The organism is Sorangiineae bacterium MSr11954 (genome assembly GCA_037157815.1).
GTDB lineage: Bacteria > Myxococcota_A > Polyangia > Polyangiales > Polyangiaceae > Pendulispora > Pendulispora albinea.
In genome coordinates this window covers 8,830,503-8,854,708 of the sequence record CP089984.1, presented here as the reverse complement: position 1 = coordinate 8,854,708, position 24,206 = coordinate 8,830,503, and the positions used below count along the sequence as shown (strand labels likewise).

The window sequence follows — 24,206 nt, the reverse complement described above, 5'->3', positions numbered from 1 at the left end:
GTAGCTTGGTCTCTTCGTTATGGGCGCATCCTCTGGATGGGCGCACTTCTGCTCGCGATCCCGGCGGTGTGGCGCACCGCGAACATGTACATGCACCTGCGGAGCGAGCTCGAAGAGCTGCTCCCGCGCCAAGCTCCGAGCGTGGTGGCCATCGACGAGCTGCGCAAGCGCATGCCCGGGCTCCAGTTCCTCGGCGTCCTGGTCGACACGGGCAACGCCGAGAACCTGCCGGCGGGCGAGAAGCTCCTGGACGATCTGGCCGCGCGCGTGCGCCAGTACCCCCCCGAGCTCGTGCGCGAGGTGCGCCTCGGGCAATCCGAGGAGAAGAGCTTCCTCGAGAAGAATATTGCACTCTACACAGATCTCGCGGACCTCAAGACCATCCGCCAGCGCATCGAAGCGCGGCGCGATTGGGAGGTGCAGAAGCAGACCGGCTCGTCGCTCGACGACAGCGACACCCCGCCCGCCCTGGATTTCTCGGACATCGAGGCCAAGTACAAGGCCCGCCTCGGCGGCGATGGCTCGGAGGCGGACCGCTTCCCGAGCGGCCGCTTCTCGAGCGCGCAGCAGCACGTCTCCTTGCTCCTGATCGAGGTCGGTGAGTTCTCGACCGGCCGCGGGAAGGGCACGGAGCTCCTCGATCGGGTGAAGGCCGACATCTCGGCGCTCGGCGGCACCGATCACTACGCGCCCAACATGAAGGTCGGCTACACGGGCGACGTGGCCATCTCGGTCGAGGAGACGTCGGCGTTGATGGCCGACTTGTCGTTCTCGTCGATCGTGGTGTTCGTGCTCGTGGTGGCCGTGCTGGTGGTTTACTACCGCTGGTGGCGCAGCGTGCTGGTGCTCATTCCGCCGCTGCTCCTGGCCACGGTCTACTCGTTTGCGCTCGCCTCGCTGCCCCCGTTCCACGTGAAGGAGCTCAACTCCAACACGGCGTTCTTGGGCTCGATCATCGTCGGCAACGGCATCAACTTCGGCATCATCCTGCTCGCGCGCTACATCGAAGAGCGCCGCGCGGGCGTGGGGGTCGAGCAGGCGATGGTCACCGGCGTATGGGCTTCGCGCGTGGGGACCGTCTCGGCGGCGCTCGCCGCCGGCGTCTCGTACGCGTCGCTGGCGCTCACGGACTTCCGTGGGTTCGCGCAGTTCGGATACATCGGCGGCATCGGCATGGTCATGTCGTGGCTGACGGCGTACCTGCTGATTCCGTCGCTCACCAAGGCGCTCGACAAGGACTCGAGCGCGCATCGTAAGGTGGAGCACGGTGGCTTCATGGCCCCCTTCGCCAAGCTGGTGACCCGCCGCTCGGGCTGGGTGCTGGCGGTCTCCGGCGTGCTCTTGGCCTTGTCGATTCAGCAGCTGAGCCACTTCGGCGCCAACGAGTTGGAGTACGACTTCTCGAAGCTGCGTCGCGCCGACACCTGGGTCAGCGGTGAAGGCTACTGGGGCCGCCGTATGGACGCGCTGCTCGGCACCTACCTGACGCCGACGGTGATCCTGACCGACAGCCCCGAGCAAGCGCGCGCGGTGGCCGAGGCGGTGCGAAAGGCTTCGGCGTCGCACGACAGCCCGCTGCACGAGATGATCTCGAACATCCGCACCATCGACGACGTTTTGCCCGGCGATCAGCAGGCAAAGTTCGTCGAGGCCGACGCCATCCGCGACGACATGACGCCCAACATGCGCTCGCTGGTCCCGCCGGAGAAGAAGGAGCTGATGGACCGCCTGCTCGCCAACGACGAGAACAAGCCGGTGACCTTCGCGGACCTTCCGCACGTGTTCACCACCGGCCTGCGCGAGCGCGATGGCTCGTACGGGCGCGCGGTGCTGGTGTTCCCGCGCCCTTCGCACGCGCTCTGGGAGGGCCCGCCGTTGGCCATGTTCGTCGAGTCGCTGCGCACCATCGCGCGCGACGCCGTGGGGCCGGGCGCCAAGCCGGCGCGGGTCGCTGGATCGCTTCCGCTGTCGGCCGACATCCTCGACTCCATCCGCCGGGATGGAATCCGTGCGAGCTCGGCCGCGCTCATCGGCGTGATGCTCGTGGTGCTTCTGCTGTTCCGCACCAATGTGATCTCCGCCTATATCGTGGGCGGCCTTTTGCTCGGCGTGGTCTGGCTGGCGGGCGCCATGATGGCCTTTGGCGTTCGGATCAACTTCGCGAACTTCATCGCCTTTCCGATCACGTTCGGCATCGGTGTCGACTACGCGGTCAACGTGATGGCCCGCTATGCCCAGGACGGACGCAAAGACGTCGGCCTGGCGGTGCGAGCCACCGGCGGCGCCGTGGCATTGTGCTCGCTCACGACGACCATCGGCTACTCGTCCTTGCTGATGGCCCAGAACCGCGCGCTGTTCTTGTTTGGCCTGGTGGCCGTCCTCGGCGAAATCGCCTGCGTGACCGCGGCGATCCTTGCGCTCCCGGCGCTCGTCGCCTGGTTCGACGGCCGGCGCGGGCGTCGTGCGCGTGCATCCGACCATCCGCCCAGCTCCGAGCACGGGCGGCCCTGGACGACGCACTGAACTAAATACGAGGGAGCCCGATTGGATAGCTGTCTCCTCGAAATCGGGCTCTTTGTCTCTTGACGGACAAGGCGCTTGGCGCGACAGAAAGTCGAGCGCTGAGAGTCGGTAGGTGCGCGCGAGCAAGCAAGGTGAATCGCGGCACGCGCATTGCTGAGTTGTGGTTCGAGTGCCATCGCCCCAGGTGATCCATTGGGAAGGGGCGGCACGGCCCACAACGAACAACGACGTGAAGGAGACATCCAATGAAGCATCTGGACGGCGCAACCCGCCGCAACCATGGATCCCATCATTCCCGAGGGCGCACGGACGGTGCAGACGCATTCCTCCCGGATCCGTACGCTTGGGGCCAGAGCGGGCATACCCGCGCCGCCGAGCCCATGGCCGAGTCGTTGGCCGAGGATTTCCTCGCATCGGCGACCTCGGGGGAAGAGGTGACCCAGGAGCTTCGGGATGCCTTGAACGCAGACGAGGTGGGCGGACCATTCGTGGAGACGCAGGCCCAAGAGGAATTCGCCATCACCGTCGACGAGATGAACCCCGTCGACGCCGTCCCCGAGCCCTTTCCCACCGCCAACGGTCACGCGTAATCACGCGCTGGCAGCCTTTGACGTTTGCCGCTCTGCGCCAAGGTGCAGCAGCGGCGGGAGGGGGATTTGCAGCTCGCGGAGGGGGCAACAAAAGAGTCACAAATGTGGCATATCCGCTGAGTGATGAAGATTCATAACGACGTTATCGAGGTACGAACGAAGGGGCGGGGCTTTTACGATGTGACGCGCGAGGTCGCTCGAGTGGTCGGTGCCGCTGGGGTTGGGCAGGGCCTCTGCACGGTGTTCGTTCAACACACGAGCGCGTCGCTGGTGATTCAAGAAAATGCGGACCCCGCGGTGCTGCGCGACCTCGAAAAATGGATGTCGCGGTTGGCGCCCGAGTCTGACACCTACGAACACGACGACGAAGGCCCCGACGACATGCCCGCCCACTTGCGCGGCGCCATCACGCGAACGAGCGAATCCATCCCCGTCATCGACGGGCGACTCTGTTTCGGCACGTGGCAGGCCCTCTACGTCTGGGAACACCGCCGCCACCCGCACACGCGCCGCCTCGCCGTCTCCGTCATCGGGCAGTAGCGTTTCTCGTTCGCCCGAGAGAGAGAGAGGAAACCGCCAGGGCGCTAGGGCCGCTAGGCATGCAGATGCAGGGAAGAGAGAGAGGAATCAAAATCCTCTCGTCGTGATCGGGTTGCTCCTGCTAGCGGCCCTAGCGCCCTGGCGGTTGAAGTCCCCCCGGGCGCCCTGGGCCATGAGCGCCGCGGGCGCCGTAGGCCATGAGCGCCCCGGCAATGATCGCCTCGGGTGGCCTTGCCGATGAGCATCCTCGGGACACCCCCGCGATGAAGCACCCTCGGGCAGCTCGAGGTTCCTCGTGCGCCCCGGCGGTTCAACCACGCACTACGCGCGCGCGCACATTCCCGATCGTTCGGTGCGCGCAGCGCGCTGCACCGTGCGCCGTGACGCGCACAAAAAAAAGGCCTCCAACGCGCGGGGAGGGGAGGGCGCGCGAAGGAGGCCGGCTGATGCCCCGCATGGGCCCCTTATTGGTGGGGCCGCAACGATGGGGCTTCGCTTTTCATTTCTCTAGGGCAAACGAAGGCGAAGACCAGGGTCGCTCCGCTGGCGGAGGCGACATCTATGCATCGGGGCAGAAGTCTGTGGGGACGCGCCGTGAAGGATGCGTCGCCCTCTAGACTTGAAGATAAGCCAGAGAGTCTCTCTGGCAAGTGGCCCTCGAACGTATTGAAATTGAATGTTAGACGAGGCCGGCCGCGGCTCGATCGAGGAACTCGTCGACGGCGCGAAATAGCTGCAAATTCCCCGTTTGTTCGTAGCTCGCGAGCTTCTCTTCACATCGAGGAACGATGTCGAGAAACCCTTTTACCGTTTCGGCATCGATCTGCGAGGCCTCGCGTCCGTAGCCGAGTTTCTCCAAATAGCGGGCGTTGAGCACTTGCTCGAACTGACGGCGGACGGGGAGGGAGAGCATCGGTTTGTGCAGATAGACGGCCTCGCCCATCAATGTGAAACCGCCCCCGGCGATGACGGCGCGGGCGGTGGCGAGGTCTTCGATGAAGCGCGTCTCGCTAAAGGGCATGTACCGCAGATTTTCTTCGGTTTCTTCTTCCTGAATCTGCCGGCGCATGCCGTAAATGCGGCACTCGATGCCGGCGCTGGCCAATGCGCGCGCGAGCCCCTCGTTCCCTTCGGCAGTTTGATAAACGAGCAAGTGTTCGCCACGTCGGGCCGACGCCTTCGCTTGTTCGATCTCGGGCCGGAGAATGGGAGGAAAAAGACGCGTCCTCTCCTTGCGAATGGGCGGCTGAAAGAACGTGGTGACGAAGTACTCGCTCGAAAATGGCAGCTTGCTCTTCACGAACGCGCGCGCGAGCTGAAAATCGGCCTCGTAGCCGCGCGTGACCGCTTCGTCGTGCGTGCAGCGACTGATGATCTGCATGTTGTCGATGCTGAGCACCGGAAGGTTGTGCGTTTTGCCATACAAATACGTCCACGACTCGAAATCGCTGATGACGACCTCCGGCCGGTAGCTCTTGAAGAGCTCGAAGTAGGCCGCAATATTCTCGGGGACGCCTGCTGTCCCCGCGATGACGTTGGACCAGACCGTCTTTCCGAGGCGAACCCGGTTCTCTTCGTAAATCAGGTGGTAGCCATGGATCTTGCGCACCCCCTCGAAGTGTTTCGACAAGAAGTCGACCGCGCGACCGGAGGCCATGATCTCGACCTCGTGGTTCTCTCGCACCAAATGCTCGAGGACGACGCGCGAACGCATGGCGTGCCCCATCCCCTCGCCGACGACACCGTAAAGGATCCTCATCGGCGAAAGGGTACGTAGGGTCCCGCTCGAAAGAAAGGCGCGCCTGCGCGCTGCCGTTCGCTCGACCCGCGCGACCTTCGCTATGTGGCCGCCCGCTTGCGGGCGCGCTCCACCCGCTGCAGATACGTCTCGCGGACGAGCCGCACATCCTCGAGAAAATTCGGCAATTCGTCCAGGGTGAGCGCTTGCGGCCCATCGCAGAGGGCGTGCGCCGGATCGGGGTGGAAGTCGACCAGGACCATGTTGGCGCCCAGGATGATCCCCTCGGCCGTGGCGTGGTGGATCTCGCTGATGCCGTCGGGCGAAAGGGTGCGGCGCCCGGCGGAGTGCGAAGGATCGACGCACACGGGGAGCCGCGTGAGCCGCTTCACCACGGGCACGTGCGAAAAGTCGATGAGATTGCGATGCGGCGCCCCCAGGTGCGATTTGACACCACGCAGACAGAACACGATGCTCGTGTTCCCTTCGCTGGCGACGTATTCGCACGCGTTGAGGGCCTCTTCGAGGGTGATGCCCATCCCCCGCTTAAAAAGAACCGGAAACTCGCGCTGTTGCCCCACGACCTTGAGGAGCTCGAAGTTCTGCGCATTGCGCGTCCCAATCTGGAGCATGACCCCGGTGGGGTTGCCCGCCCGCTGCAAAGCCTCCCGGATTTCGTCCAGGTGCGCCTCGCGCGTGATCTCCATGGCCACGACCTGAATGCCGTATTTGGCCGCGAGCTCGAACACGTACGGCAGGCAGTCTTTGCCGTGCCCTTGAAAGTCGTACGGGCTGGTGCGCGGCTTGTACGCTCCCATTCGTGCCGTTTTGACACCCGCTGCGCCGATGGCGGCAAAGGTGGCTTCGACATTTGCACGATTGTCTACCGCGCACAGTCCGGGAAACACGTGGAGCGTGTCCTGGCCAAAGCGGATGCCGCGGTACTCGAAGCCCACCGCGTCGATCTGCCCGTCGTGGCGGCCCAGCAAACGGTACTTCTCCGAGACGCGCACCACCCGGACGACGTGGGCCTGCTCCGCGAAGGGTTCGGCGGGGATCACTTTGGTCTCGCCGATGAGGTGGACCTCCGTGAGCACGTGGTTTTCGCCGCGGTAGGAGTAAACCTTGGCGGCGATATTGGGATAACGCGCGGCTTGCGCGACCAACTCACGAACCTCGGGGCCGTCGGGCGCGATATCCGGCTTGAGTATGATGATCATGGCGCGGGTGCTCCCGGCGCTTGCGGGAGCGCATGGCGGTAACGCGCGGCCACCCGGCCCAAATAGGCGAGCGCCAGGGTGGCGATGCCCAAATCGTCGAGCCACCCGAGGATGGGCGCGACATCGGGAATGGCATCGATCGGCCACACCACGTAAGCCACCGTCAGAAAGACGAACAGCTTTCCAACGATGGACGCGTTCGGGTCACGGAAGAACCGGTAGATCGCCGCGAGGTAGCCGATGGGAACGGCACGCGCGGCCGCGCGAGGTGAGCTCATGGCGCACAAAACATAAACGCGCCGCAGCACGCGCGCCACATGCCACACTTTGGATGCCCGGCGCGCGGGCGAGGAGGCTCACGTTTCCGTACGATCGCGCGGCGAATGCGTGATTGTCCGCTTTGGCCCGGCAGATGCACGAGCGTGCTGCAACCGGATGACTGCCCCCCCTCGGCGTGGCGAGATAGCCGCGCCGCGGTCACCCGGAGGAGCTTGGCGCAATGGCAACCGCAATTGGGATTCGAACCCCGTGGGCTGCGTGGATCGGTGTGGTGGTTCTCGCCTCCGTTGGTGTTGGATGCTCGGAGTCGCAATCGGCGCCGCCGCGCACAGCGGTGTCGCAGCAAGCGCTGACCTCGGCCGAGGTGACCTCGGTGCAGATGAAGCTGCCGACCGGTTACGGCGATGTCAACGCGCCGCCGACGGTGTCCACGCCGCTGCAGAAGCAAGTCGAAGACGACTTGAAGTACCCGACCCCCTCGTCGGAGACGGCCAGCGAGTGGAGCGCGCGCTACCCGTTCCCCGCCAAGATGCTGGCCGAGTGGATGGAGCACCACCCCCAGAGCGCCCAACGCCTTTTGCGCTGGGAGTACGAGCAGCCCGATCACGTGCGGATGCTCGTTCGCTGGGCCATCGCGCACCCGTACGAGGGCCTGGGCGAGTTCATGATGAACCGGCGCGGCTGGGACGATTTTCGAGCGATCCGCGACGCGGATCCCGAGGCGCTCGAGTCGCTCGTGGGATGGTGCAGGGCCGCGCCGCGGGCGGCCGACGAGCTGGTGACGCGCTCGGAAGGGCTGGGGCCTGCGATCGCGTTGCGCGGGGCGGGGCCGCGGTGGTAGGGGCTAACCACCCGGTATGCGCGTTGGCGAAATCGTAGCGATCCTCGAAGCAATCGCCCCCACTCGGTTCGCCGAGCCTTGGGACAACGTGGGCCTCTTGGTCGGCGATCCCGACGCGCCCGTGTCGCGCGTGCTCTTGACGATCGACTGCACCGACGCCGTCGCCCAAGAGGCGCGCACCCGCGGCGCCGAGATGATCGTGGCGTATCATCCGCTCATCTTTCAGCCGCTCAAGCGCGTGACCCCCGGCCTCGTCTTCTCGGCGGTTCGGGACCATATCGCCATTTACAGCCCGCACACGGCGCTCGACGTGGCGCCCGGCGGCACCAACGACGTGCTGGCGGATGTCATCGGCCTGGTCGATCGGGTGCCCTTGCGCGAGGTGGCGGTGCCCGCGCCCCATGCGTTCGGCATGGGCCGGGTGGGCGCCGTGGCACCCGCGTCGCGCGAGGCGCTCATCGCGCGGATCAAGGCCGGCCTGGGGCTCTCCCATGTGCTGGTCGCGGGGCCGATGGCGGGAAGCGCGCGCCGGGTCGCCGTTTGCGCGGGCGCGTGCGGCGATCTTTACCGCGATGCCATCGCCGCCGGCGCGGACCTTTACCTCACGGGCGAGATCCGGCACCACGACGCCCTGGCCGCGGCGGCCGCCGGCATGACCGTGGTGTGCGCGCTCCACTCGAACAGCGAGCGGGTGGCGCTAGGCGCGCTGGAGCGCACCTTGCGCGAAAAGCTCACCGTCACCGTGGAACGCAGCACGGCCGACCGCGATCCGTTCTCCATCGTCTAGCGTACGAGCTAGCGAACCGGCTCCGAGACACGCCCTTCGACACGCTCCTCGACACGATCGAGGATACGCCGGACGCCCTCGGCGAAGTTGGCCTCGGGGGTCAAAAGGCTCAGCACCAGGAACGCCTCCTCCGAAAATTCGAAGAAGGCGCCGGGGTGCACGTACACGTGATCCTTCTCGAGGCAGTCGAGCACCCAAGCCTCCTCCGAGCGCGTGCGCGGCAGCCGCAAGGTCGCGTACCAACCGCCTTCCGTGCGCAGCAAGGTCGCCGGCGACGCGGCGCGCGCGAGGGCGGTGCGGAGGGCTTCGAGGTTCGCGCGCGTGCGTTGGGCGATGGCATCGTGGGCCGATGCCCGCGTGGCGAGCAAGGTCGGCAGCGCGTGCTGCACCGGGGTGCCCACGGAGAGAAACGTGTCGGCGATGAGCTCGAGGCGCGCGAGCGCTTCCCGCCTCTGCGCCCGAGGGCCGCCCACCACCGTCCACGCGACCTTCATCTGCGGAAGGGCGGCCAGCTTGGAGAGCCCGCCGAGCGCAAAGACCAACGTCTCGCTCGTCTCCAGCACCGAGCGCGTGCGCGCCGGATCGTCCTCCAGCACATAGCTGGCGAAGACCTCGTCCGAAACGATCGGCAGCCCCAGCCCCGCCAGGGCCGCGAGCTCGTCGCGTTTGAGGAAAGAACCGGTCGGGTTGTTCGGGTTCACCACCAGCACGGCGCGCGTGCGCGGACCGATGGCGCGGCGCAGCGCCGCAAAATCGATGTGCCATGCGCCGTCGTAGGCCAGCGGATAGGGAACCAGCCGCACGGCCTCGAAGGCGGCCAGGTGCTCGAACAGCGGATAGCTCGGCTGCGGGACGAGCACTTCGTCGCCCGAGTCGCAGAGGAGCTTCAGGAGGAACGAATACGCTTCGCTCGTGCTCGCCGTGAGCATCACGTCGGCCGCATCCACGGGCAGCCCCGCGAGCTCCGAGACCTCGCGCGCGGCGGCCTCGCGGGCGCTCGAGAGACCGAACGCGTGCGGCTCGTAGACCAGCGCCCGCGGATCGGCCAACGCCGAGAGGATGCTGCTCGTGTCGTAGGGGATGCCGGCCTCCGTGGGGTTGGAGACCGTCAGGTCCAAAAGGGTGTTCCCGTAGACGCGCGCGTGCTCGATGAGCGCGAGGGTGAGCGCGTTGGGCCGCGAATCGAATGAGCTTCGGTGCGAGAAGGTCAAGGCTCTGGGTTCATAGCCGACTTTGGGCCCAGGGGCGAAGGTCTCGTCGAGTTGGACACCCGGGCCGGTTGCTTGCATTGTAAGCGCACCATGCGCTGGGACGAAGATCACGAGAGCCGCGACGTCATCGACAAGCGCGGCAGCTCCGATGACGGTGGCGGTCCGCGAGGGCCCGGGTTGCTCGGGCTCTTGCCGCTCCTCGGCCCGCTTCTGCGCAGCCCCTTCGGTTGGATCATCTTGCTCGGCATCGCGGGCTATTACGTGGTGAGCCAGCTGGGGCTCTTTGGCGGCCCCACGCGCGCGGTGCGGCAAGAGCATGCTCCGGGGGTCACCGCGGGCGATCCGCAGAAGGAGCTGGTGCACTTCGTGTCGTTCGTCCTCGACGACAACCAAGAGACGTGGACCCGCGAGTTCTCCGAGCGAAAGATGCCGTATCAACGCGCCAAGCTGGTGCTCTTCACCAACCGCACCGCCACCGGGTGCGGCTACGGGCAATCGGCCACCGGTCCGTTCTACTGTCCCGCCGATTCGCGCGTGTACATCGATCTCGGCTTCTACCAGGAGCTCTCGGGCCGCCTGGGCGCGCGCGGGCAGTTTGCGCAGGCGTACGTCATCGCGCACGAGATCGGCCACCACGTGCAGAACCTCCTCGGCACCGAGGCGAAGGTGCAAGGTCGCGGCGGCGCGGACAAGGGGCCGACCAGTGGATCGGTGCGCCTGGAGCTGCAAGCCGATTGCTACGCCGGCATCTGGGCGCACTCCACCGGCGAGCGAAAGCTGCTCGAGGAGGGCGACATCGAGTCCGCCATCGGCGCCGCCACCGCCATCGGCGACGACCGATTGCAAAAAATGTCGACGGGCACCGTGAGCCCGGAGCGCTGGACCCACGGCTCCTCGCAGCAACGGGTGCGCTGGTTCAAGCGTGGCTACGAGACCGGAAAAATGGAATCGTGCGATACCTTCGCAGCGCAGCAGTTGTGATGTCCCGCGCGCGCGGTCGTCATGGTGCAGCCGTGATGTAGCGCGTCAGAAGCCAAAGGCTCTGCTGACCTAAATTCGCCAAACACCCTACGTGGCACAAACGGGAGCGGAAGAACCGAACCCAGTTTGTGTTAGCGTCCGCTCAGGTCCGAGCAAGAGGGGAAACGGGGAACTCGGGAAAGGGTGGCCATGGCGAACAAGGTTGTGCATTTGCCGGTGCTCGATTTTGGCGCGACGCTGCGGAAGGACAATTGGTGGATTGGGCCCGCGATCACGTTCGTGATCCTGATGGGGTTCATCTGTTATGCGACCTTTCGCGCCTTCGAGAACGATTACTATCGCGTGGGGCCGTATCTCTCCCCGTTCTATTCACCGCTGATCCCCACGGCGGGGTGGGGGATCCCCTTCCTATCGCCCGCCATGCTCATTTTGCCGGGGCCCGCGGGCTTTCGGCTCACCTGCTACTACTACCGCAAAGCGTATTACCGTGCGTTTGCCATGGATCCGCCGGCGTGCGCGGTCGGCGAGGGGGGACGCCACGATAATTACAATGGTGAGACGAAGCTCCTCATCTTCCAGAACCTGCACCGCTTTGCGCTCTATGTCGCGTTGGGCTTCCTCGTCATCCTCTGGCACGACGTCTACAAAGCGCTCTGGTTCCGCGATCCCTACGGAACGGAGGCGTCCTTTGGCGTCGGCGTGGGCACATTGGTGCTGGCGCTCAATACCGCGCTTTTGACCGGCTACACCTTTTCATGCCACTCGCTCCGCCACCTCATTGGCGGCAGCGTCGATAGCTATTCCACGGCCCCTTTTGGCCAATTGCGTCACGCGCTCTGGCGCGGTGTATCGCGCCTCAACCAGAACCATATGTTCTTTGCTTGGACCAGCCTCTTCGCCGTGGCACTGGCCGACCTGTATGTGCGTATGGTGTCGCTGCGTGTGATCCAAGATGTGAGGATCCTCTGATGCCTTCTGCACAATCGCAATCGACGTCGTCGGATGGTTCTGCGCGTTACGAGACACACGAGCACGATGTCATCATCATCGGCGCCGGGGGTGCGGGGTTGCGCGCGGCCATCGAGGCCTCGGCCTTGGGGCTCGACGTGGGGCTGATCTGCAAATCCCTGCTCGGCAAAGCGCACACCGTGATGGCCGAAGGGGGCGTGGCGGCCGCGCTGGGGAACGTGGAGCCAAAGGACAACTGGAAGGTCCACTTTCGCGACACCATGAAGGGCGGCCGTTACCTCAATCAGTGGAGGATGGCCCAGCTCCACGCCATGGAGGCCCCGGATCGGGTGAACGAGCTGGAAGAGTGGGGCGCCCTCTTCGATCGCACGGCCGATGGCCGCATCCTGCAGCGCAACTTCGGCGGTCACAAATACCCGCGCCTCGCCCACGTCGGCGATCGCACGGGGCTCGAGATGATCCGCACCCTGCAGCAGCACGGCATTCACACCGGCATGAAGGTGTACATGGAGTGCACCGTCACCCGTCTGCTCACCACGCCCGGCTCCGGCGGCGGCTCCGGAGCTCCCGGCGCCTCTGGACAAGAGGAGGGCGACGCCGTCGCAGGCGCATTTGGCTATTGGCGCGAGAGCGGCCGCTTCGTCCTCTTTCGGGCGAAGGCGGTGGTGTTGGCCACGGGGGGCATCGGGCGCGCATTTCAGATCAACTCCAACTCGTGGGAGTGCACCGGCGATGGGCAGGCGCTCGCCTACCTCGCGGGCGCGGAGCTCATGGATATGGAGTTCATGCAGTTTCACCCCACCGGCATGGTGTGGCCGCCGTCGGTGCGGGGCACGCTCATCACCGAGGGGGTGCGCGGCGAAGGTGGAACGCTTCGCAACAAAGATCAGAAGCGCATCATGTTCGACTACATCCACCCGCTCTACGCCAACGAGACGGCGCCCACGGAGGAGGAGGCCGACCGCTGGCTGGCGCTCAGCACCAGCGGCAAGATGGACAAGAACGTGCGCCGCACGCCGGATCTCCTCCCGCGCGACATCGTGGCGCGCGCGATCCACGCCGAGGTGAAGGCGGGGCGCGGCAGCCCGCACGGGGGCGTCTTCCTCGACATTGCCACGCGGCGCACGGCGGCGGACATCAAGCGAAAGCTGCCGGCCATGTACCATCAGTTCAAAGAGCTGGGCGACGTGGACATCACCAAGGAGCCCATGGAGGTCGGCCCCACGGCGCACTACACCATGGGCGGCATCCGCGTCGATCCGGAGACGCAGCAGACGCGCGTGCGCGGTCTCTTCGCGGCGGGCGAGTGCGCGGCCGGCATGCACGGCGCAAACCGTCTCGGCGGCAATTCGCTCTCGGATCTCCTGGTCTTCGGGCGCATCGCCGGGCTTCACGCCGGGCGCCACGCCAAGGAGCGGAGCGGGCTCCCCTCGCTCGACCTCGGGCAAATCGAGGACGCGGCGCGCGAGGCGCTCGCGCCCTTCGAGCGAAGCAGCGGGCCCAACCCCTTTGCGCTCCACGAGGAGCTGAAGGACGCGATGCAGACGTACGTCGGCATTATCCGCACCGAGGAGGACTTGAGCGAGGGCCTCCGCCGTCTGGAGGCGCTGCGCGAGCGGGCGGGCACGATCCGCATCGACGGCAACCGCCATTACAACGCGGGGTGGCACGAGACCATCGACATGCGCAACCTGCTCATCGTCTCGGAGGCCATGGCGCGCGCCGCCGTGCTCCGCAAAGAGAGCCGCGGCGCGCACGCCCGCGACGACTTCCCCGACACCGACAAAGAGCATTTCGCCAAGGTGAACATCGTATCGCGCAAGCACGGCGACACGATGGAGGTCCGCGAAGTTCCCCTTCCGCCCATTCCGGGCGAGATCAAACAAGTCCTGGAGGAGGAGTGATGGCCGCGCATCCTGGTTCGAACGGTTCGAAGGCGAAGGCGGCGAAGCTCCGCGTGTTCCGAGGCACCGCGGCGGGCGGCGATTTCCAGAACTACGAGGTGGAGACATACCCGGGCATGGTGGTGCTCGATGCCATCCACGACATCCAGGCCAAGCAATCGCCCGACTTGGCGGTGCGCTGGAACTGCAAAGCCGGCCGCTGTGGCTCGTGCAGCGCGGAGGTGAACGGCAAGCCGCGCTTGATGTGCATGACCCGGATGAGCGCCTACCCCGAGGGCGAGCCCATCACCGTCACCCCGATGCGGGCGTTTCCCATCATCAAAGATCTGGTCACCGACGTCTCGTGGAACTTCGAGATGGCCAAGAAGATACCGCCCTTCAAGCCGCGCCCGCGCGACGCCGACGGCAACTGGCGGATGCAGCAGATCGATATCGACCGCATTCAAGAGTTTCGAAAGTGCATCGAGTGCTTCCTCTGCCAGAACGTGTGCCACGTGGTGCGCGATCACCAAAAGAAGGAAGTGTTTTCGGGCCCGCGCTTCCTCATTCACCTGGCCACCCTCGATATGCACCCGCTCGATACGCTCGATCGGCGCGAGATGGTCAAACGCGATTTCGGCGTGGGCTTCTGCAACATCACCAAGTGCTGCACCGAGGTCTGCCCGGAGCACATCACCATCACGGACAATGGCATCATCCCGCTCAAAGAGCGCATCGCCGACGATCACTACGATCCGGTCCGATGGCTTTTGCGCAAGGTCGCGGGCAAGCCGCGCGCGCACAAGGTCCCTGCGCAGCCGACCGAGGCGGGAAAGACGGCCGATATCTCCGGCCGGCACCGGGTCGACGGCGGCAATGGGAAGGGTGAGCTCGAGCGCTGATCCGCGCGTTCGCGCATTCGCACACGGGAGCAGACGCATTGCGTCGATGCAGGCTGGGGCGCGCCCGATTGGCCCGATGGGAACGAGGGGGCGCCTGGCTGCAAATGGCCGTACCATGAGCGCATGTACGAGCTCAAACGGCTACCGGGGAATAGCATCGAGCAAGCGCTCGTCAAAGCGGATCACTACCGCGAACTCAATCAGCCCGAGGAGGCGGAGAGCATCTGCCGCGACGTGCTCGCCGTCGACGCCGATCACGCGGGCGCGCTCAAGCTCCTGGGGCTGGCGCTGACGGACCAAATGCACAACGCGTGGTTGCGCGTCTTCGACGAGGCGCTGGAGGTCTTCGAGCGCCTCGACAGTGAATACGACCGCGTGTACTATACAGGCATTGCCCACGAGCGCTGCGCCAAGGCCCAGCTCGAGCAAGGGCAGGCACACAACGCCACCGTGTCCTTCGAAACGGCGCTCGAGCTCTATGCGCGCGCCGAGCAGCTCGCACCGCCCGACTCGGCGGCCGATCCCATTCTCCGCTGGAATCGCTGTGTGCGCATGCTCACCACCCACCCCGAGCTGCGCGACGCCAGCGGTCCGTCGCGCGGCATCATGCACTCGGTGCTCGGTGACTGAAATTCCGCGGTTCGGATGCAAATCCGTAGCTCGAGCCTAAAGGGCGCGACGCCAGAGTTCGTAGGTTAAGGACGAATGTCCGAGATCGTGCGAAGTGGGAAGCTCGTGTTCGCAGTGTGTGCGCTGAGCGCGTGCGCGGGCGGGGGATCGCCATCGACCAAGGTCGGGCCGGTGCCGGGGGTCGCGCCGGGGACCTCACCTGCGGTGGGTGGCGAGCGCGCGCCTTCTTTTGCGCAGCTGCCGCCCATATCCAAGGATGTTCCCTATGCGCTGGCGCAATCGAACGGGTTCACCTTGGGGGAGCCGCGCCGTGCGACGCCCACCGAGGATGGGCGCTTCGTCTTTTTCCTGAAGCCCGTTGGCCCCGACGATCCCCGAAGCGCGCTCTGGGAGGTCGACGTCGCCAAGGGGGCCGTCCGCGAGCTGCTCCGCCCCGACGCCTTGTTGGCCGGCAAAGAGGCGCTCTCGCCCGAGGAAAAAGCGCGGCGCGAGCGCGCGCGCATCCGGGGCGGCGGCTTTACGTCGTTCGAGGCGACCGCCGATGGCTCGGTCTTGGTCGTGGGGCTCTCGGGGCGGCTGTTTGCGCTGACGCGGGCGACCGGAAAGACGCGCGAGCTCCCGGTGGGCAAAGGCGCGATGGATCCCCATCTCTCGCCGGACGGGACCAAGGTCGCGTACGTGCGCGACAACGATGTGTACGTCGTGCCGCTCGCGGGCGGCACGGAGAGCGCAGTCACGCGCGGGGGCACGGCGACGAACCCGCACGGGGTGGCGGAGTTTCTGGCGGAGGAGGAGTTCGGGCGCCATCGCGGCTTTTGGTGGTCGCCGGACGGCCGGGCGATCTTGTACGAAGAGGCCGACCTTTCGAACGTTCCAAAGCTGACCTTCGTCGATCCGGCGCACCCGGAGAACCCCGCGCAGACCGTCGCGTACCCCAAGACGGGCGCGCCGCACGCCGTCGTTCGCCTGGCCTTGGCGCGGCTCGGGGCCGCTGCTGCGGGGGCCGCCGGCGCCGCGGGTGCCGCAGGAGCACCGGCGCGCAAGGTGACGTGGGATATCGGGCGCTATCCGTATTTGATGCGGGTGGTGTGGACGAAGAACGCGCCCCCCACCCTCTATGTGGAGGACCGCGCATGGCAGCACGGCGCGCTCTTGGCGGTGGATCCCGACACGGGGACCACGCGCGTGCTCTTGACCGAGGAAGACTCCGCGTGGCTCGGGACCGACACGTCCGTGCCGCGCTGGCTCCCCGATGGTAGCGGCTTTCTCTGGTCGACCGAGCGCCATGGCGCATGGGAGCTGGAGCTCCACGATCGAACCGGCGCAAAGACGTCCACCGTCACGGCGCCCGCGATGGGCTACCGCGCGCTTCGCGGCGTCGATGCCGAAAAGCGAATCGCCTATGTTGCAGCCTCGGGCGATCCAAAGCGGGTCGAGCTCTGGGCGGCGCCCTTCGACGGAGGAGCGCCCCGGGCCGTGTTTCGAAACACGGAGGGGACGGTGTTCGCCAACTTCGATGGCGGCGGTCACGTCTTTTCGTTCTACGAGGGGACCATGCGCGGGGACAATCGCTTCGGCGTGCGCTCCGTGGATGGCGCCGTGAACGTGGCCATACCGTCTTCCGCCAAGGAGCCGCCCTTTCTACCGAACATCGAGTACACCACGGTGGGAAAGGACGCCGTGCAGGTCGTGATTTTGCGGCCGCGCACCTTCGATCCCAAGCGTCGCTATCCGGTGATCGACAACATCTACGGCGGGCCCGCCGGCGTGATGGTGACCGCCGGCGCCAAGCGTTACCTCGAAGCGCAATGGATCGCAGACGCGGCCGACGCCATCGTCGTCTCGCTCGATGCGCGCGGCACCGTGAACCGCGATCGGGCGTGGCTGCGCGCCGTTCGCGATCGCTTCGGCCAGCTGCCGGTCGAAGAGCACGCCGAGGCGCTGTCGTTGCTCGCGAAGAAGTACCCGGAGATGGATGGCGCGCACGTGGGCATCTTTGGTTGGTCCGCCGGGGGATACTTCTCCGCCATGGCGGTCCTTCGGCGCCCGGATGTCTTCAAGGCTGCCGTCAGCGGGGCGAGCGTGGCCGATTTGAGCGACTACGACGCGGTCATGGAGGAGATCCTCGGCGCGTACCCCAACAAGGGCTACGAGGATGGTTCGCTCCTTACGTGGGCCGCGCGCCCGCCCACCGCCTCTGCGCCGGCGCGTCCGCTTCTTTTGATTCACGGTACGGCCGACGACAATGTCTATTTCTTTCACGCGCTCAAGTTCGCCGAGGCCATGGCCCGCGCGGGGCGGCCCATGGAGTTCATGCCGCTGTGCGGGCAAACCCATATGGTCTCCGACCCCGACGCCATGGCGGCCGCCAACAAGCGCATCGCGGAGTTCTTCCGCGAGCACCTGCGCGATGCAACGAGTCCCTAGCGCGTAAAATAGCGTCGTCCCAATTCTGGGAAAGTTCCCAATTCCGAGATTCGTTCCCAGTCGTGGGAATCGTTCGTTTCCGATGGAGGAGGTTGTTCCCAAGAACAATCAAATCGGTATCGTCGAACATGACATGACCAACCCTTGTGCGTGCCGCGTGCGCCGCGGCGTTCTTTTGCCTTTGTGTGCATCTGTCTTGGCCAGTGCGTGTGCGAGCGCAGGCGGATCATCGCCCGAGCCCAACCTCATGGCGCCTTCGTCACCGAATACCCGCACGACGGCATCGGCTGGGAGCCCCGCGCTGGCAGCCGCACCTGTCGAGCAAGCGCCCATTTCATTGGATTTCCCGAGGGAGTTCGCCAAGACACGCGGCTATAAGGTGGGAGAGCCCGCGCGGATGGTGCCCACGGAGGACGGGCGCTACGTCTTTTTTCTGAGGTCTCCCGGCGACGATCCCCGAAACACCCTTTGGGAGGTGGATGTCGCAACGGGAACCCTGCGCGAAGTGCTTCGCCCGGATGCGCTTCTCCAAGGTCCGGAGGTGGTCTCGGCGGAGGAGAAAGCGCGGCGCGAGCGGGCGCGCGTTCGCAGTGGTGGTTTCACATCGTTCGAGGCGACGCGCGATGGCTCGGCCGTCGTGGTGGGCCTGTCCGGGCGGCTCTTCGTTTGGACGCGCGCGACCGGCAAGGCGCGCGAGCTCCCGGTGTCCCCGGGCACCATCGATCCGCATCTCTCCCCCGACGGGACGAAGCTCGCCTATGTGCGCAACAACGATGTCTACGTGGTGCCGCTGGCCGGAGGAAAAGAGACGGCCGTGACGCGCGGCGGTACGGAGACGAACCCGCACGGCGTCGCCGAGTTCATGGCGCAGGAGGAGTTCGAGCGCTCGCGCGGGTTCTGGTGGTCGCCCGACGGCAACTCCATTCTGTACGAAGACGCGGATCTCTCCGCGGTGCCCAAGTGGACCTTGGCCGATCCGGCGCACCCTGAAGCCCCCGCGCAGATCATCGCCTACCCCAAGGTGGGCGCGCCCCACGCCACCGTGCGCCTGGCCATCGCGGACGCGCGCGCGGGCGCCGCGAAGCCGCCGCGCAAGATCACGTGGGACGGCGCGCGCTATCCCTATTTGACCAAGGTCGTATGGTCCAAGAACGCTCCCCCTACGATCTATGTGCGCGATCGCGCCGAGCAGCATGGCGCGCTTTTGGCAATCGATCCGGCGACCGGGGGCACCAAGGTGCTCCTCACCGAGGAGGACTCCGCATGGCTCGAGATCGATCCTTCGGTGCCGCGCTGGCTCCCGGATGGAAGCGGCTTTCTCTGGGCGACGGAGCGGAGCGGCGGATGGGAGCTGGAGCTCCACGATGCGCACGGGGCCAAGACATCCACGGTGGTGCCGCGCAGCATGGGCTACCGCCACGTGAACGCCGTCGATCCGGTGAAGAAGGTCGCGTATGTGGCCGCCTCCAATGAGCCGAACCGCGGGGAAGTGTGGGCGGCGCCGTTCGATGGCAGCGCACCGCGGCCCGTGTTTCGCAACACCGAAGCGACCGTCTGGGCGAGCTTTGGCGACAGCACGCAGCTCTACGCCTTCTCCGAGGCGACCGTGCGCGCGGAGCATCGCTTCGGGGTGCGCTCGGTCGATGGCGCTGTGAACATCGCGATCCCGTCGGTGGCAAAGGCTCCGCCGTTCGCGCCCAATATCGAATACGCATCGGTTGGCAAAGACGATGTCCGGGTGGCGCTCGTTCGCCCGCGGAACTTCGACGCCAAGCGACGGTATCCGGTGATCGATAATATTTACGGGGGTCCTATCAACAACATGGTCGTCTCCGACGCCAAGCGTTATCTCGATCAACAATGGCTCGCCGACACGGTGCAAGCGGTGGTGGTCATGATCGACTCCCGTGGAACCATGTACCGCGGGCGCGCATGGCAACGCGCGTTCCGCGATCGCTTCGGCGATCTGCCCATCGTGGGGCACGCCGAGGCGCTGTCCGATCTCGGTCAGAAATTTCCGGAGCTCGATGTGTCGCGCGTGGGCATCTACGGGTGGTCGGGCGGGGGGTACTACTCGGCCATGGCCATTTTGCGGCGTCCGGATGTGTTCAAGGCGGCGGTGGCCGGTGCGTTGGTGGCCGATATGGCGGACTACGACGCGCTTCTGGAGCGCTTCCTCGGGACGCCGCCCAACAAGGCGTACGATGATGCGTCGCTTCTTCTCTGGGCCGCAAAGCCTCCCACCCCTGCGGCGCCCGCGCGTCCCATTTTGTGGATTCATGGCACGGCCGACGACAATGTCTATTTGCTCCACGGCTTGAAGTTCGCCGAAGCGATGGCCCGCGGCGGGCGTCCCATGGAGTTCATGCCCCTCGGCGGTCAGACGCACATGGTCTCCGCTCCGGAGTCCATCGCGGCCGTACGAAAGCGAACCGCCGAGTACTTCCGCGAGCATTTGCACGCATCGAAGAACTAGTTACCCTCACGCCGCCCCATGCACCTCCGAACAGAGCTGGCTGCGCTCCCCGCGACATTCGTGGTTACGATCCTCAGCGCGTGCGCGGGAGGGGACGCGCCGCCGCCGCGTGCACCCTCGCCGGCGTCGTTGCAAACTCCGAGCTCGGCGTCAGTTTCCGCATCTTCTGCATCTTCGTTGGCGCCGGCGACGCCTTCGTTCGAGCCCATCTCCACGGACTTTCCGCGGAGCTACGCCATCACGCGCCGCTATACGCTCGGTGAGCCCAAGAGCATCACGCCAACGGAGGACGGGCGCTACGCGTTTTTCCTGCGCTCCCCCGCGCGCGAGCCGCGAAACTCGCTCTGGGAGGTGGAGATCGCGACGGGTGCCATCCGCGAGCTGCTTCGTCCGGAGTCGCTCGCTCCTGGGGAGGAGAAGATCTCGGCCGAGGAGAAAGCGCGGCGGGAGCGGCAGCGCATTCGCGTCGGTGGGTTCACCTCGTTTCAAGCGACGAGCGATGGCTCGGTCATCGTGGTCGGTCTCTCCGGGCGGCTCTATGCTTGGACGCGCGCCACGGGCAAGGCCCACGAGCTCCCCACGGGCCCGGGCTCGCTCATCGATCCGCAGCTCTCGCCCGACGGAACCAAGGTCGCGTACGCGCGGAGCAACGACGTCTATGTGGTGCCGCTCAAAGGCGGCAAGGAGACGGCCATCACGCGCGGCGGCACCGAGACCAATCCGCACGGGGTGGCGGAGTTCATGGCGCAGGAGGAGTTCGCGCGCTTGCGAGGCTTCTGGTGGTCGCCCGACAGCAGCGAAATCCTCTACGAGGACGCCGATCTCTCGGCGGTCCCCAAATGGGCGCTCGCCGATCCGGGGCGGCCCGATGCTCCCGCGCAGGTGATCGCGTACCCCAAGACCGGAAAGCCGCAGGCCATCGTGCGATTGGCCATCGCCTCCGTGCGCAACCCCGGGAGGCCGGTGCGCAAGGTGACGTGGGACAGCGAGCGTTATCCGTACCTCTTTTCCGTGACCTGGACGAAGAACGCCCCGCCGACCCTCAATGTCATCGATCGCCCCTTCCGGCACAGCGCGCTCTTGGCCGTCGAGACGGCCGCGGGTGCGGGCACCCTCGGCACCAAGCCGCTCCTCACGGAGACCGACGCGGCGTGGCTCGGTGAAGAGGTGTCGGTGCCGCGCTGGCTGCCGGACGGCAGCGCCTTTCTCTGGTCGACGGAGCGCAATGGTTCGTGGGAGCTCGAGCTCCACGATCGCCAGGGGGCGAAGCTCTCCACCGTCGCGGCGCCGTCGGTGGGCTATCGGGCCCTGGTCGGCGTCGATGCCGAGAAAAAGGTGGCGTACATCACGGCATCGTCCGAGCCCATTCGCGACGAGCTCTGGGCGGTGCCGTTCGACGGCGGCGCGCCGCAATCCATCTCGAAGAACACCGACGGCCGTTTTCTGGCCAGCTTCGGCGACCACCCGCGCATCTACGGTTTTGGCGAGGCAACGCAAGGGGCCGAGCGGCGCTTTGGCGTGCGCTCGGTGGATGGGTCGGTGAACATCCCGATACCCTCGGTGGCCGAGGCGCCGCCCTTCAAGGCGAACATCGAGTTCACGACCATCGGCAAGGACTCGTTCCGCGTGGCGCTGGTGCGCCCGCGCTCCTTCGATCCGCAGCGCCGCTACCCGCTGCTCGATCACATTTACGGTGGCTCGTGGTCCAACCAAGTCTATGCCGACGCGCACCGCTACCTCGCGGAGCAATGGCTGGCGGACACCACGCAATCCATCGTCGCCATCATCGACGGCTACGGCACCCCGCGCCGGGGCCGAAACTGGGAGCGCGCGTTTCTTCACCGCTACGACACCCTGAGCATCGAAGGCCACGCCGAAGCCATCGCCGAGCTGGCGAAGAAGTACCCCGCCATCGACGCCTCCCGCGTGGGCATCTACGGCTGGTCGCACGGCGGCTATTCCTCCGCCATGGCCATCCTTCGCCGTCCCGACGTCTTCAAAGTCGGCGTCGCCGGCGCCCCCGTCGCCGACCCCGCCGACTACGACGCCTTCGCCGAGCGCTTCCTCGGCGTACCCCCGAACCCCGACTACACCCCGGCCTCGCTCCTCACCTGGGCGGCGCGCCCCCCGAGCCCCACCGCCCCCATCCGACCCCTCCTCCTCATCCACGGCACCGCCGACGACAACGTCTACATCCTGCACTCCCTCAAGTTCGCCGAAGCCATGGCCCGCGCCGGCCGCCCCGTGGAGTTCATGCCCCTCATCGGCCAAACGCACATGGTCACGGATCCCGACTCCCACGCCGCCGTGGAAAAGCGCACGGCCGAATACTTCCGCGAGCATTTGCACGGGCCGCGGTCGTCGGTACCGTGACTCGAGCGATCACCGCGCCGCGGACAATGCGGCGAGGGTTTCGCGGGCGGCTTGGGCCGAGGATTGCGGATTTTGGCCGGTGACGAGGCGGCCGTCGCGGATGGCGAAGGAGGACCAGTTGGGGCCGCGCTCGTAGAGGCCACCGAGATCGCGCAGGCGGGACTCGAGGGCGAAGGGGACGACGGTGTCGAGCTTCACGGCGCGCTCTTCTTCGTTGGAGAAGCCGGCGACGCGGCGGCCTTTGACCAGAGGGTCGCCGTTGGCGGTGCGGACGTTGATGAGGGCGCCGGGGCCGTGGCAGACGGCGGCGACCACCTTGCCGCGATCGAAGGCCGCGCCGAGGAGCTTGTTCGACCCGGGGTGCGTGGCCAGATCCCACATGACCCCGTGGCCGCCGACCACGAAGTAGGCGTCGTAGTCGCCTTGGATGGAGTCGATGGCCAAGCTCGCGTCGAGCTTGCGCGTGGCCTCGGGGTTCGCGAGGAACCAGCGCACGTCCTCGGAGGGTTTCTCCGTGCTTCGCGGATCGGCGGGGGGCTTTCCTCCCTTGGGCGACGCGATGTCCACGTGCGCGCCCGCCTCCACGAAGACGCGGTAGGGCGCGGCCAGCTCCTCGAGCCAGAAGCCGGTCTTCTCTCCGGTTTCGCCGAGGCGGTCGTGGCTGGTGACGAGGATGAGGATCTTTTGGGACATGGCGGCTCCTTTTGCGTGGTTCGCGCTGGTGAGGTTTGCGCTCGGGCTCTTCGAATCGTTGGCGCGGCAGGCCGCGAGCAGCACGGCGAGCGCCAACAAGAGCCATACGTGAAGTTTCATGGCCCTTACTTACGCCACGCGAATCGTACGATCTGGCGAAACGAAGTCACGATATGGTTGAGCAGTGTTCATCAATTACGAGCTGCTCCGCACCTTGCTCGAGGTGGGTCAGGCGCGCACGTTCGCCGAGGCCGCGCGGCGCCTTCGGGTGACCCCATCCGCGGTGAGCCACCAGCTTCGAACCTTGCAAGCGCAGCTCGACGTCGTGCTGTTCGAGCGGGTCGGGCGCCGCGCGCAGCTCACCCCTGCAGGGCAGGTGCTCGTCCGCGAGCTGCGCGCCTCCTTTGCGCGGATCGACGACGCGCTCCTCGCGGTCACCTCCGACTCGCGCGCGATCCGAGGGCGGGTGCGCTTGGGCGGCCCGGGGCCCTTTTCGCGCATGTGGCTGCGGCCGCGGCTCCTCGCGCTGTTCGAGGCTTATCCGGAGCTGGTCATCGATGCGCGCTTCGACATCCCCTCCGTGCTCACCCGGCAGCTCACCGAGGGAGAGCTCGACCTCGCGCTCATCGTGCGCACCCTCGATGCACCCGCGCTCGAGATGCACCCCGTGTACATCGAGGAGTTCGTCGCCGTCGCATCCCCGCGTCGCTTCAAGCGCAAACCCGAAACGGCGCGCGAGCTCGCCGAGCACCCGTTCGTGGTGTTCGACGACGACTTGGCCATGCACGCCACGTATTGGGCGAGCGCCTTTGGCCGAGGTGAGCCTTTGCCGCCCAAAATCATCTGTCGGATCACCAGCCTGGACGAGATGCTGGCGCTGGCCACCGAAGGCGTGGCGATTGCCGTGCTGCCGCAATATTTCGTTGCAGATGCAATCAAGGCCAAAGCTGTTGTGCTCGTTGGACCTTCGGGGACGAAGCGCACTCGAGCGCGAAATACGATCTATCTCGCGTGGCGAAAGGGTGTCGTCGAAACGGCGCGTCTGAAGGTGGTGCGGGAGGCGCTGCTTTCGGGCGCGGATTCTCCCCGACCCGATGGTCGTCGGCTACCTCGAAGACTCGGTTCGGCGTAAAATCGGGGCCA

Annotated in this window: 19 protein-coding genes; 14 read left to right on the top strand and 5 right to left on the bottom strand. The window is 66.3% G+C overall.

All coding sequences use genetic code 11. The features are described from left to right. Positions 1-36: 36 nt before the first annotated feature. From LZC94_34485 to LZC94_34475, 3 genes are all read left to right on the top strand, one after another. Entirely contained in the window at positions 37-2,523 is a 2,487-nt protein-coding gene (locus tag LZC94_34485; GenBank protein ID WXB12945.1) for an MMPL family transporter, read from the top strand. 245 nt (positions 2,524-2,768) lie between these two features. Further along, on the top strand, positions 2,769-3,113 hold the full coding sequence (locus LZC94_34480) for a hypothetical protein (protein WXB12944.1): 345 nt from the start codon (positions 2,769-2,771) through the stop codon (positions 3,111-3,113). Positions 3,114-3,236: 123 nt separating this feature from the next. After that, positions 3,237-3,653: a secondary thiamine-phosphate synthase enzyme YjbQ gene (locus tag LZC94_34475; protein ID WXB20284.1), complete on the top strand. Its 417-nt coding sequence runs from the start codon at positions 3,237-3,239 to the stop codon at positions 3,651-3,653. Between the two features lie 679 nt (positions 3,654-4,332). Here the strand turns inward: LZC94_34475 and LZC94_34470 are convergent. From LZC94_34470 to LZC94_34460, 3 genes are all read right to left on the bottom strand, one after another. Continuing rightward, positions 4,333-5,412 (bottom strand): teichoic acid biosynthesis protein, encoded by a 1,080-nt coding sequence (locus LZC94_34470; protein WXB12943.1) that lies wholly within the window; start codon positions 5,410-5,412, stop codon positions 4,333-4,335. Between the two features lie 80 nt (positions 5,413-5,492). Continuing rightward, positions 5,493-6,611: a 3-deoxy-7-phosphoheptulonate synthase gene (locus LZC94_34465; GenBank protein ID WXB12942.1), complete on the bottom strand. Its 1,119-nt coding sequence runs from the start codon at positions 6,609-6,611 to the stop codon at positions 5,493-5,495. Beyond that, positions 6,608-6,889 carry a DUF1232 domain-containing protein gene (locus LZC94_34460; protein WXB12941.1) on the bottom strand — a complete coding sequence of 94 codons (282 nt, stop codon included), beginning with the start codon at positions 6,887-6,889 and terminating at the stop codon, positions 6,608-6,610. The genes LZC94_34465 and LZC94_34460 overlap by 4 nt, the downstream gene beginning before the upstream one ends. A gap of 221 nt (positions 6,890-7,110) precedes the next feature. On the opposite strand from LZC94_34460, the gene LZC94_34455 reads away from it, so the two are divergent. Next, positions 7,111-7,731: a hypothetical protein gene (locus LZC94_34455; protein WXB12940.1), complete on the top strand. Its 621-nt coding sequence runs from the start codon at positions 7,111-7,113 to the stop codon at positions 7,729-7,731. A gap of 16 nt (positions 7,732-7,747) precedes the next feature. Continuing rightward, the gene (locus LZC94_34450) at positions 7,748-8,518 is read left to right on the top strand and encodes a Nif3-like dinuclear metal center hexameric protein (protein WXB12939.1); all 771 of its coding nucleotides are present in this window, start codon (positions 7,748-7,750) and stop codon (positions 8,516-8,518) included. Between the two features lie 8 nt (positions 8,519-8,526). Here the strand turns inward: LZC94_34450 and LZC94_34445 are convergent, their stop codons facing one another. Further along, entirely contained in the window at positions 8,527-9,807 is a 1,281-nt protein-coding gene (locus LZC94_34445) for a pyridoxal phosphate-dependent aminotransferase (protein ID WXB12938.1), read from the bottom strand. Positions 9,808-9,819: 12 nt separating this feature from the next. Here LZC94_34445 and LZC94_34440 point away from each other — a divergent pair, with 12 nt between their 5' ends. The 8 genes from LZC94_34440 (at position 9,820) to LZC94_34405 (ending at position 22,370) form a co-directional block, all read left to right on the top strand. Next, positions 9,820-10,710 carry a zinc metallopeptidase gene (locus LZC94_34440; GenBank protein ID WXB12937.1) on the top strand — a complete coding sequence of 297 codons (891 nt, stop codon included), beginning with the start codon at positions 9,820-9,822 and terminating at the stop codon, positions 10,708-10,710. Positions 10,711-10,899: 189 nt separating this feature from the next. Beyond that, positions 10,900-11,679, top strand: coding sequence for a hypothetical protein (locus LZC94_34435; GenBank protein ID WXB12936.1), 780 nt, complete (start codon positions 10,900-10,902; stop codon positions 11,677-11,679). After that, on the top strand, positions 11,679-13,583 hold the full coding sequence (locus LZC94_34430) for a fumarate reductase/succinate dehydrogenase flavoprotein subunit (GenBank protein WXB12935.1): 1,905 nt from the start codon (positions 11,679-11,681) through the stop codon (positions 13,581-13,583). Before LZC94_34435 ends, LZC94_34430 begins: the two co-directional genes overlap by 1 nt. Beyond that, positions 13,583-14,464, top strand: a complete 882-nt coding sequence (locus LZC94_34425; protein ID WXB12934.1) for a succinate dehydrogenase/fumarate reductase iron-sulfur subunit — start codon at positions 13,583-13,585, stop codon at positions 14,462-14,464. The genes LZC94_34430 and LZC94_34425 overlap by 1 nt, the downstream gene beginning before the upstream one ends. A gap of 123 nt (positions 14,465-14,587) precedes the next feature. Continuing rightward, positions 14,588-15,094 carry a hypothetical protein gene (locus LZC94_34420; GenBank protein WXB12933.1) on the top strand — a complete coding sequence of 169 codons (507 nt, stop codon included), beginning with the start codon at positions 14,588-14,590 and terminating at the stop codon, positions 15,092-15,094. 75 nt (positions 15,095-15,169) lie between these two features. After that, positions 15,170-17,521 (top strand): S9 family peptidase, encoded by a 2,352-nt coding sequence (locus LZC94_34415; GenBank protein ID WXB12932.1) that lies wholly within the window; start codon positions 15,170-15,172, stop codon positions 17,519-17,521. Positions 17,522-17,918: 397 nt separating this feature from the next. Then, positions 17,919-19,997, top strand: a complete 2,079-nt coding sequence (locus LZC94_34410) for a S9 family peptidase (protein WXB12931.1) — start codon at positions 17,919-17,921, stop codon at positions 19,995-19,997. Positions 19,998-20,174: 177 nt separating this feature from the next. After that, positions 20,175-22,370 carry a S9 family peptidase gene (locus LZC94_34405; protein ID WXB12930.1) on the top strand — a complete coding sequence of 732 codons (2,196 nt, stop codon included), beginning with the start codon at positions 20,175-20,177 and terminating at the stop codon, positions 22,368-22,370. 9 nt (positions 22,371-22,379) lie between these two features. Here LZC94_34405 and LZC94_34400 read toward each other — a convergent pair whose 3' ends face one another. Further along, positions 22,380-23,183, bottom strand: coding sequence for a type 1 glutamine amidotransferase domain-containing protein (locus LZC94_34400; protein ID WXB12929.1), 804 nt, complete (start codon positions 23,181-23,183; stop codon positions 22,380-22,382). Positions 23,184-23,247: 64 nt separating this feature from the next. On the opposite strand from LZC94_34400, the gene LZC94_34395 reads away from it, so the two are divergent. Continuing rightward, positions 23,248-24,195, top strand: a complete 948-nt coding sequence (locus LZC94_34395; GenBank protein ID WXB12928.1) for a LysR family transcriptional regulator — start codon at positions 23,248-23,250, stop codon at positions 24,193-24,195. The last annotated feature ends 11 nt before the right edge of the window (positions 24,196-24,206 follow it).